Here is a 14,818-nt window from a genome sequence, read left to right as displayed (position 1 = left end):
TAGCGTGGCGACGGCGAGCGCCGGAAGGGCGCGAGGAAGGAGCCGCGCAATCGGACCTAGCGTGGCGACGGCGAGCGCCGGAAGGGCGCGAGGAAGGAGCCGCGCAATCGGACCTAGCGTGGCGATGGCGAGCGCCGGAAGGGCGCGAGGAAGGAGCCGCGCAATCGGACCTAGCGTGGCGACGGCGAGCGCCGGCCGCCATGATGTTGAACATGTCGGCCAGCGCCGCAGGCCTCTGCGATTTCATCGACGCTTCTCCGTCGCCGTTTCATGTCTGCGCGACGGTGGCCGCGCGGCTGGCTGCCGCCGGATACACCGAACTGGGCGAGGGTGAGCGCTGGCCGGGCGAACCGGGGCGCTACTTCACGGTGCGGGCCGGCTCGCTGGTCGCGTGGAACTCCGATGGGGCTGAGGGCCCGTTCCGGATCGTCGGGGCGCACACCGACAGCCCGAATCTGCGGGTCAAGCAGCATCCGGATCGGCTGGTCGCCGGCTGGCGGGTGGTCGCGCTGGAGCCGTACGGCGGAGCGTGGCTCAACTCTTGGCTGGACCGTGACCTCGGCATCAGTGGACGGTTGTCGGTGCGTGTCGGCGCCGGGGTCGAGCATCGGTTGGTCCGGATCGACGACCCGATCCTGCGGGTGCCGCAGCTGGCCATCCACCTGGCCGAGGACCGCAAATCGCTGACGCTCGACCCGCAGCGCCACGTCAACGCGGTCTGGGGCGTCGGCGCCGAAACGAAATCATTCCTCGAGTTCGTCGCCGACCGCGCCGGTGTCGCGCCGACCGAGGTGCTGGCCGCCGATTTGATGACCCATGACCTGACACCATCGGGGGCGGTCGGCGCCGACGCCGACCTCCTCAGCGCGCCCCGGCTGGACAACCAGGCCAGCTGCTATGCGGGGATGGAGGCTTTGTTGGCGGCTGAACCGCGGGGCTTCCTGCCGGTGTTGGTGCTCTTCGACCACGAGGAGGTTGGTTCGTCCTCGGACCACGGCGCCCAGTCCGACCTGCTGGGCACCGTCCTCGAGCGGATCGTGCTCGCGGCCGGCGGCACCCGGGAAGATTTCCTGCGCCGGCTGCCCGACTCGTTGCTGGCCTCGGCCGACATGGCGCACGCCACTCACCCCAACTATCCGGAGCGGCACGAGCCCGGCCACCTCATCGAGGTCAACGCCGGACCCGTGCTCAAGGTGCACCCCAACCTGCGTTACGCAACCGACTCACGTACGGCCGCGGCCTTCGCCCTGGCCTGCGAACAGGCCGGGGTCGCCTTGCAGCGGTACGAGCACCGCGCCGACCTGCCGTGCGGGTCGACGATCGGCCCGCTGGCGTCGGCCCGCACCGGGATCCCCACCGTCGACGTCGGTGCTGCGCAGCTGGCGATGCACTCCGCGCGCGAGCTGATGGGCGCGCACGACGTAGCCGCCTACTCAGCCGCGATGGAAGCGTTTCTTTCGCCCAAGCCCTAGTGCGGCCGGCCTGCCGTTCTAGATGACGACAGGGTGGACGAGCGCGGTGAGCGCGAAGGTCGCGACGTTGAGTGCGAGCAGGAACCCGGCGAATGCGAACTGCCCGGAGATGTCGTCGGCGAGCACATGGGTGTACATCGCGCAGACAAAGAAGATGGTCAGTCCGGCTGCCGCGGCGATGCCGAGGGGCGGAACCCACAGGCCGGCGATAAGCCCAAGGGCGCCCAGGGTTTTCAGAGTGCCGATGGGAAACGTAAGCCAGGACACCGGCACCCCGGCCCGCTGCATGGGTGGCAGGATCGGTGCGAAGTGGACCAGCGCGCTGACGCCGGAGAATGCGTTGAGACCGATGGCGAAGATCGTCACGACGAGGTATGCGGTGTGCATGATGCGCCTTTCGGGATGACCGATCAACGGGGCAGTCAGTTCGCCGCGATCGGGTCCAGCCGGAACACGGCGATGCGACCGGCCAGCGCCTCGACCTCTTCGGGATTGCCTTGACGCACCAGTCCGGAGCGTTTCAAAAAGCCAACACCGATCGGCACTTCGGCCGGATATTGGCGCAACACCGGGCGAGCCTGCGCGGCAGTCAGCTCAGTTATCTTCACGTGCCGTGTCTTTCGGCCCTTGCCGAGCGTTCCTGCGCCGGCGGCGCGGGCGTTGAGCGCCCAATCGGCACCGGGAAACCCGGCCACCGCATAAAGCTGCCCATCCAGCGTGAACGGTGTCATCGGCGTGCTGCGCGGTCGACCCGTTTTGCGGCCCGGCACCGTCAAAACCATGGGTGGTCCAGTCGGTACGCCGATTCTTTGCAGCGCGATCATGAACTTGTTCATCGGCTTGAGCCAACGAGGGGGCGTCGGGCGGGACATCACTTCTCCTATCGCGTATTTCGTTGCGGTGGCAGGTCTGGTCACCAGCAACCCGTATCCAAGGACGGATCGGCGGCGCGGAAAGTTACCCACGCGTGCGTAACTTTTCACCGCGACGCCTCGTCGTCATCTCCTAAAGTCCGCAATCTCTCGGAGGACTGATGACAGCAGACGACCGGTACGGCCCGCGCTGGCCCCGTGTGATCGCCCGTGCCACCAGCGCGACGTTGGCACTGCTGGCGCTGGCTCAAGCCGGGTTCGCCGGCAGTTTTCTCGGCGGGCAATACGACGCACTGATGCTGCACTCGGTTGGCGCGAAGGTAACCACGGTGCTTTCCGTCGTTCAGGTGATGGTGCTGGTGATCGTGAGCAGGACGGGCGGGCCGCGATGGCCGATAGCAGTCGGCGCGCTCGTGACGATCCTCTTCGTCGCCGAGTTCGCATCGGGGGAATTACGGCTGACATGCTTACACGTTCCGCTCGGGGTGCTGTTGATCATGGGAATCTTCCAGCTGACCGCCTCTGTGTGGCGTCTGCCGCTGGCCGCACGCTCGCGTTCGGCAGCGCGGGAAGTGATCCGATGAATCGGCGCGGCGCGTTGCGGCTGGGTGCCGCCGCGGCGGGCATCGGTTTCATCGGTGCCGGCTGGCCGCTTGCCGGCGCACTGCTGGGCTCCGCAGAATCAGGACGGCTTGTCAGCAGTCAGACGAGGTTGCCCGATCGCTATCAAGTCCCATTGCCGATCCCGGAACAGCTGACGCCGGTTCGGACCGACGCGGACACCGACTACTACGAGATCACCCAGCAGACCACGCAATTGCGCATACTGCCCGAGCTGCCCACGGCGGCATGGACTTACAACACGAGCTTTCCCGGCCCCACCATTGCCTCGCGGTCCGGCCGACGCACCATCGTGCGGCACCGCAACGCCCTGCCCGTGCCGGTCGTGGTGCATCTGCACGGCGGCCACACGCCGGAAGACCACGATGGGTACCCGACCGACTTCATCCTCCCGCCGACCGGTCAGCCCGGGGCTGAAGCCATGGCGCGCAAGAGCATTGTCGGAGAGCGCGAATACGTCTATCCGATGAACCAGCGGGCCGCTACGTTGTGGTACCACGATCACCGCATGGGCTACACCGGCGCCGCCGTGTGGCGCGGCCTGGCCGGATTCCACTTGGTCCACGACGACGAGGAAGACGCGCTGCCCCTGCCGCGCGGCCGGCGGGACGTCCCGCTGATGATCACCGATCGCGCATTCGCCGCCGACGGCTCCTTCCGCTATCCGTCCGCTGACGGCGGCGGAGCAACCGGTGACTACATGAATGGCGTCCTCGGTGACGTCGTCCTCGTCAACGGCGCACCATGGCCGGTGCTGTCGACCGATCCCGCCCGTTACCGCCTGCGGCTGCTGAACGCATCCAACGCCCGCCGCTACCGGCTGCAGCTAGACCCGCAGCCACCCGGCGGCTCGGCGCTGGTGCAGATCGGCAGTGACGGCGGATTACTCGCCCGACCGGTAGGCCACGATTTCATCGACATCGCTCCGGCCGAACGGTTCGATGTTGTGGTCGATTTCGGCCGCTATGAGCCCGGATCAAAAGTGCGGTTGCTCAACCGGTTGGGTACCGAAAGCGCCGGCGAAGTCATGCGGTTCGACATCGAAGGCGCGGACCGTTCCGACGATTCGGCGATCCCCCACCGGCTCAGCGGAAGTGTCCCGGATGTGGACCCGCGCGGCGCCGTAACCACTCGAACGTTCGTCTTCCGTCTGGGCAGAAAGGGCGTATGGACGATCAACGACCTCTCCTATCAACCGGGCCGGTCGCTGGCGCGCCCTAAGCTCGGCACCACAGAAATCTGGCGGTTCATCACCGAGTTCCACCACCCTATTCACCTGCACCTGAATTCCTTCCGCGTGATCTCCCGCAACAACCGCGCACCGGATCGATTCGACACGGGGTGGAAGGACACCGTCGATGTCCGCCCAGCCGAAGCGGTTGAAGTCCTCACCCGGTTCACCGATTACGCGGGTTCCTACCTTCTGCACTGCCACAACCTCGAGCACGAAGACATGGCCATGATGGCCGACTTCCTGACCGTCGATTAACCGCGAGGCGAAAGCAGGGGCCCGACCGGACGTGCAAACTTCGTGAGCGCTGCAGCCGTTCCTTTCGCCGCAGCGGGTCCAGGCCTAAGGTCGGGCGGTATGGCGCTCAACGTGGAGATGATCACCTTCGACTGCAGCAATCCGGCGCAGCTGGCCGGCTGGTGGGCCGAGCAGTTCGGTGGTACGACGCAGGAATTGCTCGCCGACGAGTTCACCGCGGTGAGTTTGCCGGAGGGCCCTCGGCTCGGATTCCAGAAGGTGCCCGACCCTACGCCCGGGAAGAACCGCGTGCACCTCGACTTCGGCCCCGCCGACGTGGACGCCGAGGCGTCTCGGCTGACAGCCGCCGGGGCCACCGAGGTCGGCCGGCACAACTTCGGCGACAATTTCCGCTGGGTGGTGCTGGCCGACCCCGAGGGCAACGTCTTCTGCGTGGTCGGCCAATAGCCTCCACGGCGACCCGACGGTGACTGGATCGTCGCCCTAGACTGTCTGGCGTGACTGTCTCCGGGACGAGCGCCCGCACCCAGGCGATCGACACCGTCGAGCACGCCGCCGCCAGCCCCGACCAACCGCAGCCGTTCGCCGAGCTGGGCCTCAAAGAGGACGAGTACGAGCGGATCCGCCAGATCCTGGGCCGCAGACCCACCGACACCGAGCTGGCGATGTACTCGGTGATGTGGAGCGAGCACTGCTCCTACAAGTCGTCGAAGGTGCACCTGCGCTACTTCGGCGAGACCACAACCGACGAGATGCGCGCGGGCATGCTGGCCGGCATCGGCGAGAACGCCGGCGTCGTCGACATCGGCGACGGCTGGGCGGTCACCTTCAAGGTGGAGTCGCACAACCACCCGTCCTACGTCGAGCCCTACCAGGGCGCGGCCACCGGCGTGGGCGGCATCGTGCGCGACATCATGGCCATGGGCGCGCGACCGGTCGCCGTGATGGACCAGCTGCGGTTCGGCGCCGCCGACGCGCCCGACACCCGCCGCGTGGTCGACGGCGTTGTCCGCGGCATCGGCGGCTATGGCAATTCGCTGGGCCTGCCCAACATCGGCGGCGAGACCGTTTTCGACGCATGCTACGCCGGAAACCCGTTGGTGAACGCGATGTGTGTGGGCGTATTACGCCAGGAGGACCTGCATTTGGCGTTCGCCTCCGGCGCGGGGAACAAGATCATTCTGTTCGGCGCGCGGACGGGACTCGACGGCATCGGCGGGGTGTCGGTGCTGGCGTCGGACACGTTCGATTCCACCGGATCCCGCAAGAAGCTGCCCTCGGTTCAGGTGGGCGACCCCTTCATGGAGAAGGTGCTCATCGAGTGCTGCCTCGAGCTGTACGCGGGCGGCCTGGTGATCGGTATCCAGGACCTCGGCGGGGCCGGATTGGCTTGCGCCACCTCCGAATTGGCATCGGCCGGGGACGGCGGGATGGCGGTCGAACTCGACACGGTGCCGCTGCGGGCCAAGGAGATGACACCCGCCGAGGTGCTCTGCAGCGAGTCGCAGGAGCGCATGTGCGCGGTGGTCGCCCCGCAGAACGTGGACGCCTTCATGGCGGTGTGCCGCAAATGGGAGGTGTTGGCCACGGTCATCGGCGAGGTCACCGACGGTGAGCGGTTGCGGATCACCTGGCGGGGCGAGACGGTCGTCGACGTGCCGCCGCGCACCGTCGCGCACGAGGGCCCGGTGTACCAGCGCCCGGTCGCGCGGCCCGAATCCCAGGACGCCCTGAACGCCGACCGGTCGACCAGCCTGCCGCGACCGACGACGGGGGAGGAGCTGCGCGCGACTTTGCTTGCCCTGCTGGGCAGCCCGCACCTGTGCAGCCGCGCATTCATCACCGAACAGTACGACCGTTACGTGCGCGGCAACACCGTGCTGGCCGAGCACGCCGATGGCGGCGTGTTGCGCGTCGACGAAACCACCGGCCGCGGCATCGCGCTGTCGACCGATGCGTCGGGGCGCTACACGCTGCTCGATCCCTACGCGGGGGCCCAGCTCGCGCTGGCCGAGGCGTACCGCAACGTCGCTGTCACCGGCGCCACCCCGGTCGCGGTGACCAACTGCCTAAACTTCGGCTCACCGGAGGATCCCGGCGTGATGTGGCAGTTCTCGCAGGCGGTGCGGGGGCTGGCCGATGGGTGTGCGGCGCTCGGCATTCCGGTGACCGGTGGCAACGTCAGCTTCTACAACCAGACCGGGTCGGCGGCGATCCTGCCCACGCCGGTGGTCGGCGTGCTCGGCGTGCTCGATGACGTCGCCCGGCGCATCCCCACCGGCCTGGGCACCGAGCCGGGCGAGACCCTGATGCTGCTGGGCGATACGCGCGACGAGTTCGACGGTTCGATTTGGGCGCAGGTGACCGGCGACCATCTCGGTGGGTTGCCGCCCGCGGTCGACCTGGCGCGCGAAAAGCTGCTGGCCGACGTGCTGAGCGCGGCTTCCCGGGACGGGCTGGTGTCGGCGGCGCACGACCTGTCCGAAGGCGGGCTCGCGCAGGCGATCGTGGAGGCGGCGCTCGCGGGTGAAACCGGGTGCCGCATCGTGCTTCCCGAGGGACCCGATCCGTTCGTGACGTTGTTTTCGGAGTCGGCGGGCCGGGTCCTGGTGGCGGTGCCGCGTACCGAGGAGAGCCGGTTCCGGGCGATGTGCGAGGCGCGCGGACTGCCCGCGATGCGCATCGGCGTCGTCGATGAGGCCTCCGATGCGGTGGAGGTTCAGGGTCTGTTCAGTGTTTCGCTGTCGGAACTGCGCGAGACGTCCGAGGCGGTGCTGCCGCGCCTCTTCGGATGAGCCGTAGCGACGACTCCATATGGGCTACAGCGGTTTACGCCGAGCGCGGGCGTTCTGTCTAGCCGCCGGCCTGGTCGGGTGGAGCTTCGTGGGCCCGCGGCTGCCCACGGCCTGGCGGACGACCGTGCAGGCCGGGGCGGCCGGCCTGCTGGTGCTTGCCACGCGTGCACCGCTGGGGCTAAATCCGCCGCGGCTGTGGGCGGGGCTGCGGCTGGGTTCGGCGGCCGGCGTGGCGGCGGTGAGCGCGATCGCCGCGACGACGGCGGTGCCGTTGGTGCGGGCGTCGATGGCCGACCGGGAGCCACCCGGCTCAACGCCCGGGTGGCTGCTGCTGCAGATCCCGATCGGAACCGTCTGGTCCGAGGAGGCCGCGTTCCGCGCGGCGCTGATCACCGCCGCCGCGGATGGGTTCGGCACCTCGGGCGCAAGGTTGTTGCAGGCGGCAAGCTTTGGGCTCTCCCACATCGCGGACGCACGCGCGTCGGGTGAGCCGGTGGTGGGCACCGTGCTGGTGACCGGCCTCGCCGGCTGGCTCTTCGGTTGGCTGGCGGACCGTTCGGGTAGCGTCGCCGCACCCATGCTCGCGCACTTGGCCATCAACGAGGCCGGCGCGATCGCCGCGCTCAGCGTGCGGCGTCACGGGTTGATGGTGTAGTCGCCCAACTGGCGGCCCCACACGTGCTCGACGAAGAGTGGCGAGCCCAGTTCGAAATGGTTGTAGGGAGCCATGCTTGCGCCGGTGTCCATCACCAGAAACGGCGCCGGCCACAACTGCCGGGTGATCGTCTGCCAGCAGCCCGGCCGCCCGCCGGGACCGCCCCTGGCATTGGTCCGCGGCAGGTTCTCCGGCCAGATATAGGGATTGGGAGCCCCGGCGATCGCGCCCGCAGCGTGCGCGCCCAGCGAGTAGCCGTTGTCGCCGAGGGCGTTGTGGATCCTGGGCCCGACCTCGTCGAAATTGCGTATGGTGCAGAAGATTTCCGGGCTGTACTCGTCGAGCAGCTGGCTGGAGGTGACCAGATCGTCGGCCCCCCGCGCCAGGTACGGGCCGCCGCGTCCGAAGATGTCGGCGCCCGTGCCGCCCAGCCCGGCCGCCGCCAGCAGCGCCGCGTCCAGATCGATTTGCTGCCGGTTCAACGTGCGCGCCGCGGTCACCGCGTGGTCCAGCGCGCCCCACAGGTCGGGAGACGCGCGGGCGTAGGTCTCAGCGAGAGCGGCCAATCGCGCAGCGTCAGCGCGTATTTCGGGCATCCGCGGATTGACGTCGTCGAGGATCGTGTTGCCGTTGACCAGAGATGCACCGAACCTGTCACCCAACCCGGTCAGGGCTTGCGCGGCCGCGCTGAGCGTCAGATTCACCTTGACCGGGTCGACTTTCTCCGCAATCGACATGAGCGTCTCGAAAACGGTATTGAACTCGGTGGTCACCGACGTCGCCTCGATCACCGCCGCCGGCGCGATCGATTGTGCCGCGGGCTGCGCCGGTGACCTCAACGCGACGTATTTGTTGCCGAATACCGTTGTCGCTTTGATCGTGGCCGCCACGTTGGCCGGGATCAGCTTGAGGTACCGCGGGGTGATGTCAAGCACCAGCTTGGCCGCCGGCTTGCCGTCGCGGGTGGTCTCGGAAATGCGCTCCACCCGGCCGATCTGGACTCCGTTGTAGGTCACCTTGGAGCCGGGATCCAGCACCAGGCCGGCGCGCGCAGCCATTAGGGTCAGCTTGGTCGTCGGAGTGAGGTCACCCCGGAACTGCAGGTACAGGAGCGACCCGATCAACCCCATGACGGCCACCGTCACGAGCCCGACGGCCTTGTGCGGTGGCCCGCGCCGCAGGCGACGACGCTCCATGAGTTTGAGACCCTAGGGTATGGCCGTCCGTCAAAAGGCCGATCCGGCGAAGACTCGGCAGGCGGTGTTGGCTGTCGCGGACTGGCTGCGCGACGAATCCCGGCCCGCGCCCGACCGCGAGAGCCTCGGCACCGCCGTCCGGCTCACCGCCCGCACGCTGGCCGCCGTGGCGCCCGGCGCCAGCGTCGAGGTGCGGATTCCGCCGTTCGTCGCGGTCCAGTGCATCGCGGGGCCAATGCACACCCGCGGCACGCCGCCCAACGTGGTGGAGACCGATCCGCGGACGTGGCTGCTGCTGGCTGCCGGACTGTGGGCGTTCCCGCAGGCGAGGGACGCCGGTGCGATAAGTCTCTCGGGCTCTCGAGCCGGTGACATCGAACACTACCTGCCCCTGTTCGATATCAGCTGAATAGTAACCCTGAACTGCAGCTTTAGGTTCCCTGCGGGAATTTTCGGCGCGCAACACGCGCTGTTGATTCGCGGTCGCGGGCGTCGGACCCGTAGACTCCGTAACGTCACCAACCGTTCCCCAGGGAGCCGCCCGATCGTGACCGTCGGAGAACCCGAGCAGGACCTGAACTCGCCTCGTGAAGAGTGTGGTGTATTTGGGGTTTGGGCCCCGGGCGAGGATGTCGCAAAACTCACCTATTACGGCTTGTACGCCCTGCAGCATCGCGGGCAGGAGGCCGCCGGAATCGCCGTCGCCGATGGATCACAGGTTCTCGTCTTCAAGGACTTGGGCTTGGTCAGCCAGGTTTTCGACGAGCAGACGCTCGCCGCGATGCCGGGTCACGTCGCCATCGGGCATTGCCGCTACTCCACCACCGGCGACACGACGTGGGAGAACGCGCAGCCGGTGTTCCGCAACACCGCCGCCGGCACCGGTGTCGCGCTGGGGCACAACGGAAATCTGGTCAACACCGCCGAGCTTGCCGCACTCGCCCGTGACGCCGGGCTGATCGCTCGGCGCTGCCCCGCGCCGGCGACGACGGACTCCGACATCCTGGGCGCCCTGCTGGCCCACGGCGCGGCGGATTCCACCCTCGAGCAGGCGGCCCTGGATCTGTTGCCCACCGTGCGCGGCGCGTTCTGCCTGACCTTCATGGACGAGAACACGCTCTATGCATGCCGCGATCCCCACGGCGTAAGGCCGCTTTCGCTTGGCCGGCTGGATCGGGGCTGGGTGGTGGCCTCCGAAACGGCGGCCCTGGACATCGTCGGCGCATCGTTCGTGCGCGATATCGAGCCGGGCGAACTGCTGGCGATCGACGCCGACGGGGTGCGGTCCACGCGTTTTGCCAACCCGACGCCCAAGGGCTGCGTGTTCGAGTACGTCTACCTGGCGCGGCCGGACAGCACGATCGCCGGCCGGTCCGTGCACGCCACTCGGGTGGAGATCGGTCGCCGCCTGGCCCGTGAGTGCCCGGTCGACGCCGACCTGGTCATTGGAGTCCCGGAGTCGGGCACTCCCGCGGCGGTCGGATACGCGCAGGAGTCCGGCATTCCGTACGGGCAGGGCCTGATGAAGAACGCCTACGTCGGGCGGACCTTCATCCAACCGTCCCAGACCATCCGCCAGCTCGGTATCCGCCTGAAGCTCAACCCACTTCGCGAGGTCATCCGCGGCAAGCGGCTCATCGTCGTGGACGACTCGATCGTGCGCGGGAACACCCAGCGCGCGCTGCTGCGCATGCTGCGCGAGGCCGGTGCCGTCGAAGTCCACGTGCGGATCGCGTCGCCGCCGGTGAAATGGCCCTGCTTCTATGGCATCGACTTCCCGTCGCCGGCCGAGCTGATCGCCAACGCCGTACAGGACAAAGAGGAAATGCTCGAAGCGGTGCGGCACGCCATCGGCGCCGACTCCCTCGGCTACATCTCGCTGCGCGGCCTGGTCGCGGCGTCCGAACAACCCGCGTCGCGACTGTGCACAGCCTGCTTCGACGGACGGTATCCGATCGAGCTGCCCGAGGAGACGGCCTTGGGTAAGAACGTCATCGAGCACATGCTCACCAACGCCGCGCGCGGGTCCGGGCTCGAGGAGCTGACGCCCGACGAAGTCCCCATCGTCCGCTGACGGACGTCCGACGCGCCCGTTCCAACACGTTTGATAACGGCGGTCGGCGGCGCCCGGTAGCCTTTATCGCGATGACGGATCCCGGAAAAAGCCCCGGACGAAACCCGGGCAGCCACGGCATCACCTACGCGTCGGCCGGGGTGGACATTGAGGCTGGCGACCGCGCCGTCGAGATGTTCAAGCCGCTGGCGACACGGGCCACCAGGCCCGAGGTGCGGGGCGGCCTCGGTGGGTTCGCCGGGCTGTTCGCTTTGCGCAACGACTACCGCGAACCGCTGCTCGCGGCCTCGACCGACGGTGTGGGAACCAAGCTGGCGGTCGCTCAGGCGATGGACAAACACGACACCGTCGGCCTGGACCTGGTCGCGATGGTGGTCGACGACCTCGTCGTCTGCGGCGCCGAGCCGCTGTTCCTGCAGGACTACATCGCGGTGGGCCGGACCGTGCCTGAACGGCTCAGCGCGATCGTGGCCGGCATCGCCGAGGGATGTGTGCGCGCCGGCTGCGCGCTGCTGGGCGGTGAAACCGCCGAGCATCCCGGTCTGATGGAACCCGACCATTACGACATCTCGGCGACCGGTGTCGGTGTCGTGGAAGCCGACGACGTGCTGGGGCCCGATCGGGTCAAACCCGGCGACACGCTCATCGCCATGGGCTCCTCCGGCCTGCATTCCAACGGCTACTCGCTGGCCCGCACGGTGCTGCTCGAGATCGACCGGATGAACTTGGCCGGTTATGTCGAGGAGTTCGGCCGAACCCTGGGGGAAGAGCTGTTGGAACCCACTCGGATCTACGCCAAAGACTGTCTGGCGTTGACCGCCGAAACCCATGTCCGCACCTTCTGCCACGTCACCGGCGGCGGGCTGGCCGGCAACCTGCAACGCGTCATCCCGCACGGCCTGGTCGCCGAAATCGACCGGGGGACTTGGACGCCCGCACCGGTGTTCGCCATGATCGCGCAGCGTGGTCGGGTGAGGCGGGAGGAGATGGAGAAGACTTTCAACATGGGCGTCGGCATGGTCGCCGTTGTCGCGCCCGAGGACACCGACCGCGCTTTGGCCATCTTGACGGCCCGCCACCTGGACTGCTGGGTGTTGGGGACGGTCTGCAAAGGCGGTAAAGAGGGCCCGCGGGCAAAGCTGGTCGGACAGCACCCGAGATTCTAGACGGCCAGATCCGGGCTAGCGTGGTGCCGAAACGGACCGCACCGGCACAGCCGGGCGAGCCTTAGCGACGCCAGTCGTCGGCGTCTTGCCAGGAGTCGCCGACGCCGTCGTCCTCCAGTTCGGTGGAGTTTCCGGCATCCGACCCTGCCAGCTCTTGCTGAAGCCGCTGGAAGTCGGTCTGCGGGGAACTGTATTTGAGTTCTCGAGCAACCTTGGTCTGCTTTGCCTTAGCCCGGCCGCGGCCCATGGGGGAACCCCCTCGCGCAATAACGGAGCGGCCCGAATCAGGCGGCTCCGATCTACTGGTGTCGTTATTGTCCTGCCGACAGTTTACCGTGCCTTACGGTTGAGCGTCGGTCCCCCCTGCCGCTGTGGCGGACGTCATCGACGATTATCTCGCACCGCCCCGCAACCGTTCAACGGCCAGCCGTCCCGCACCGGTCTGTTCGGTCGGCGGCAGCGAATCGGCGTCGATCACCGCGGCTACCGAGGCCTGCGGCCCGGTCGCGAGTTCGGTGTCGGCCGGCACCCCGCGCTTGAGCAGAGCGAGGGCCACGGGCCCGAGGTCCACATGATCCACCACGGTGCCAAGGCGGCCGATGGCGCGACCGCCGGCGAGCACCGGGTCACCCGTCGAAGGCCGCTCCACCGAGCCGTCGAGGTGCAACAGGACGAGCATCCGGGGTGGCCTACCCAGGTTGTGCACGCGCGCGACGGTCTCCTGCCCCCGGTAGCAACCCTTGTCCAGGTGGACGGCCCCCTGGCCGGGCCCGCCGATCCACCCAACCTCGTGCGGAATCGTGCGTTCGTCGGTGTCGACGCCCAGCCGCGGTCTCAGCGCCACGACCCGGTGGGCCTCGTAGGCCCACACCCCCGCGGGCCGCACGCCCGCCCGCACCAGACGCTCCCGCCAGCCGGCGGATTCGCTGCGGGGAACCAGCAGGTCCAGTTCGATCTGGCCCGCGGGGGCGCCGGGCATCCGCCGCACGAAGCCACCGCCGGCGACCGGCGTCGCGGTCAGCTCGGCGGGCAGGGCGTCCAGGCCCAGCACGTCGAGCACCGCCGGCTCGGCCAGTCGCGGACCCAATAGCGAAAGCACCGCCAGGTCGGCGGCCGCCGGGGCGACGTCGGACCAGAAGACCATCTTGCGCAGGTATTCCAGCAGCGGTTCGCCCCGCCACGGCTCGGTGTCGAGGTAGGTGGTGCCGCCGAGTTCGGTTTGGATCCAGTGGTCCTCGACCCGGCCCTGGCCGTCGAGGCTGAGGTTCTGCCTGCTGGCGCCCTCGGGGAGGTCGCTGACGTGTTGGGTGGAGATGCTGTGCAGCCACTTCTGGCGGTCGCCACCGGTCAGGGTGAGCACCGCCCGGTGCGAGCGGTCCACCACCACCGCATCGGTTTCGGCCGCGCGCTGTTCGCCCAGTGGGTCGCCGTAATGCCAAATGGCGCCCGCGTCGGGGCCGGAATCGGGTGCGGGTACTGCAGACACACGTCAACTCTACGGACCCCTGGCGCCGCGCCCGTCGAGCGTGCGGCCAGCCGCACGCTCGGCGCTAGGCTTTACCTCCATGGCAAGCCTGACCGGTGTGATCGTCACGCTGGACGGCGCGGTCCATCCGCCCGATGCCCCGCTTCTGCACGCCGACGACCTGGCCGCGGTTCGCGGCGACGGCGTCTTCGAGACGCTGTTGGTCCGCGACGGCAGGCCCTGTCTGCTCGAGTCCCATCTGCAGCGGCTGGCCCAGTCGGCCAGGCTGATGGATTTGCCCGGGCCGGAACTGCCCGCCTGGCGCAATGCGATCGGCCTGGCCACCCGGCAGTGGGTCGCGGGAACCGCTGACGAGGGCGCGATGCGCCTGATCTACAGCCGCGGCCGGGAGAGCGGGACGACGCCGACGGCCTATGTCATGGTCACCGCTGTCCCCGAACGAGTGACGGCCGTCCGGCGCGACGGGCTGGCCGCGGTGACGTTGGACCGCGGGCTGGCCGCCGCCGGCACCGACGCGATGCCGTGGCTGCTGGCCGGGGCCAAGACCCTGTCCTATGCGGTCAACATGGCCGCCTTGCGTCATGCCGCCCGGCAGGGCGCCGGTGACGTGATCTTCGTCAGCTCGGACGGCTACATCCTGGAAGGTCCGCGCTCGACGGTGGTGATCGCGGCCGATGCCGAAACGGGAGCGGGCGGGAATGTGTGCCTGCTGACGCCTCCGCCGTGGTATCCGATTTTGCGTGGCACCACGCAGCAGGCCCTTTTCGAGGTGGCGAGGTCGAAGGGCTACGACTGCGACTATCGCGCGTTGCGGCTTGCCGATCTCAATGCCGCGCAAGGGATCTGGCTGGTCTCGAGTATGACGTTGGCCGCCCGCGTGCACACGCTCGACGGTCGGCCACTGCCTCGGTCTGCAATGGCCGCGGAATTCGCCTCCTTGATCGACTCCGCGATCGTCAGCGATCGCTAAGCGCTGAATTGTGTTGTCGGGT

Annotated in this window: 14 protein-coding genes; 9 read left to right on the top strand and 5 right to left on the bottom strand. The window is 68.4% G+C overall.

All coding sequences use genetic code 11. The annotated features are described in order from the left end of the window. Window positions 1-212: 212 nt before the first annotated feature. A complete protein-coding gene (locus G6N51_RS15720) occupies window positions 213-1,472 on the top strand; it encodes a M18 family aminopeptidase (protein WP_083168664.1) in 1,260 nt (419 codons plus the stop codon). Between the two features lie 18 nt (window positions 1,473-1,490). On the opposite strand, the gene G6N51_RS15715 is transcribed toward G6N51_RS15720, so the two are convergent. Further along, complete coding sequence (locus G6N51_RS15715) at window positions 1,491-1,859, bottom strand: DoxX family protein (RefSeq protein WP_083168144.1); 369 nt, start codon at window positions 1,857-1,859, stop codon at window positions 1,491-1,493. Between the two features lie 35 nt (window positions 1,860-1,894). Then, entirely contained in the window at window positions 1,895-2,344 is a 450-nt protein-coding gene (locus G6N51_RS15710; RefSeq protein WP_083168149.1) for a nitroreductase family deazaflavin-dependent oxidoreductase, read from the bottom strand. Between the two features lie 388 nt (window positions 2,345-2,732). Between G6N51_RS15710 and G6N51_RS15700 the strand changes: the two genes are divergently transcribed. The 4 genes from G6N51_RS15700 to G6N51_RS15685 all read left to right on the top strand — a co-directional run bounded on the left by G6N51_RS15700 (window position 2,733) and on the right by G6N51_RS15685 (window position 7,904). Beyond that, window positions 2,733-4,454, top strand: coding sequence for a multicopper oxidase family protein (locus G6N51_RS15700; protein ID WP_232078407.1), 1,722 nt, complete (start codon window positions 2,733-2,735; stop codon window positions 4,452-4,454). Between the two features lie 99 nt (window positions 4,455-4,553). Next, on the top strand, window positions 4,554-4,901 hold the full coding sequence (locus G6N51_RS15695; protein WP_083168158.1) for a VOC family protein: 348 nt from the start codon (window positions 4,554-4,556) through the stop codon (window positions 4,899-4,901). Between the two features lie 50 nt (window positions 4,902-4,951). Further along, a complete protein-coding gene (purL, locus tag G6N51_RS15690) occupies window positions 4,952-7,249 on the top strand; it encodes a phosphoribosylformylglycinamidine synthase subunit PurL (RefSeq protein WP_083168161.1) in 2,298 nt (765 codons plus the stop codon). Between the two features lie 19 nt (window positions 7,250-7,268). Next, window positions 7,269-7,904: an Rv0804 family intramembrane glutamic endopeptidase gene (locus G6N51_RS15685; protein ID WP_083168165.1), complete on the top strand. Its 636-nt coding sequence runs from the start codon at window positions 7,269-7,271 to the stop codon at window positions 7,902-7,904. Here the strand turns inward: G6N51_RS15685 and G6N51_RS15680 are convergent. Beyond that, window positions 7,886-9,100, bottom strand: a complete 1,215-nt coding sequence (locus G6N51_RS15680) for an MCE family protein (RefSeq protein ID WP_083168170.1) — start codon at window positions 9,098-9,100, stop codon at window positions 7,886-7,888. The two genes, G6N51_RS15685 and G6N51_RS15680, sit on opposite strands and share 19 nt — an antisense overlap. Window positions 9,101-9,119: 19 nt before the next feature. On the opposite strand from G6N51_RS15680, the gene G6N51_RS15675 reads away from it, so the two are divergent. From G6N51_RS15675 to purM, 3 genes are all read left to right on the top strand, one after another. Beyond that, window positions 9,120-9,509 carry a sterol carrier family protein gene (locus G6N51_RS15675; protein WP_083168175.1) on the top strand — a complete coding sequence of 130 codons (390 nt, stop codon included), beginning with the start codon at window positions 9,120-9,122 and terminating at the stop codon, window positions 9,507-9,509. 138 nt (window positions 9,510-9,647) lie between these two features. Next, window positions 9,648-11,174: an amidophosphoribosyltransferase gene (purF, locus tag G6N51_RS15670; protein WP_083168179.1), complete on the top strand. Its 1,527-nt coding sequence runs from the start codon at window positions 9,648-9,650 to the stop codon at window positions 11,172-11,174. A gap of 71 nt (window positions 11,175-11,245) precedes the next feature. Further along, entirely contained in the window at window positions 11,246-12,340 is a 1,095-nt protein-coding gene (gene purM / locus G6N51_RS15665; RefSeq protein ID WP_083168184.1) for a phosphoribosylformylglycinamidine cyclo-ligase, read from the top strand. Between the two features lie 61 nt (window positions 12,341-12,401). Here the strand turns inward: purM and G6N51_RS15660 are convergent, their stop codons facing one another. Further along, window positions 12,402-12,587 carry a DUF3073 domain-containing protein gene (locus G6N51_RS15660; protein ID WP_083168188.1) on the bottom strand — a complete coding sequence of 62 codons (186 nt, stop codon included), beginning with the start codon at window positions 12,585-12,587 and terminating at the stop codon, window positions 12,402-12,404. A 144-nt stretch (window positions 12,588-12,731) separates the two neighbouring features. Next, window positions 12,732-13,826 (bottom strand): CAF17-like 4Fe-4S cluster assembly/insertion protein YgfZ, encoded by a 1,095-nt coding sequence (ygfZ, locus tag G6N51_RS15655; RefSeq protein ID WP_083168193.1) that lies wholly within the window; start codon window positions 13,824-13,826, stop codon window positions 12,732-12,734. 97 nt (window positions 13,827-13,923) lie between these two features. Between ygfZ and G6N51_RS15650 the strand changes: the two genes are divergently transcribed. Further along, window positions 13,924-14,796, top strand: a complete 873-nt coding sequence (locus G6N51_RS15650; protein WP_142274832.1) for an aminodeoxychorismate lyase — start codon at window positions 13,924-13,926, stop codon at window positions 14,794-14,796. Window positions 14,797-14,818: the final 22 nt, after the last annotated feature.

Origin of the sequence: Mycobacterium paraseoulense, from assembly GCF_010731655.1 — a bacterium.
Lineage (GTDB): Bacteria > Actinomycetota > Actinomycetes > Mycobacteriales > Mycobacteriaceae > Mycobacterium > Mycobacterium paraseoulense.
This window is presented reverse-complemented; position numbering and strand designations above follow the sequence as displayed.

Coding starts and splice junctions, on each gene's coding strand:
- G6N51_RS15720 (WP_083168664.1), top strand. CDS start 213: ATGTCGGCCAGCGCCGCAGGCCTCTGCGATTTCATCGACGCTTCTCCG.
- G6N51_RS15715 (WP_083168144.1), bottom strand. CDS start 1,859: ATGCACACCGCATACCTCGTCGTGACGATCTTCGCCATCGGTCTCAAC.
- G6N51_RS15710 (WP_083168149.1), bottom strand. CDS start 2,344: ATGTCCCGCCCGACGCCCCCTCGTTGGCTCAAGCCGATGAACAAGTTC.
- G6N51_RS15700 (WP_232078407.1), top strand. CDS start 2,733: ATGGCCGATAGCAGTCGGCGCGCTCGTGACGATCCTCTTCGTCGCCGA.
- G6N51_RS15695 (WP_083168158.1), top strand. CDS start 4,554: ATGGCGCTCAACGTGGAGATGATCACCTTCGACTGCAGCAATCCGGCG.
- G6N51_RS15685 (WP_083168165.1), top strand. CDS start 7,269: ATGGGCTACAGCGGTTTACGCCGAGCGCGGGCGTTCTGTCTAGCCGCC.
- G6N51_RS15680 (WP_083168170.1), bottom strand. CDS start 9,100: ATGGAGCGTCGTCGCCTGCGGCGCGGGCCACCGCACAAGGCCGTCGGG.
- G6N51_RS15675 (WP_083168175.1), top strand. CDS start 9,120: ATGGCCGTCCGTCAAAAGGCCGATCCGGCGAAGACTCGGCAGGCGGTG.
- purM (WP_083168184.1), top strand. CDS start 11,246: ATGACGGATCCCGGAAAAAGCCCCGGACGAAACCCGGGCAGCCACGGC.
- G6N51_RS15660 (WP_083168188.1), bottom strand. CDS start 12,587: ATGGGCCGCGGCCGGGCTAAGGCAAAGCAGACCAAGGTTGCTCGAGAA.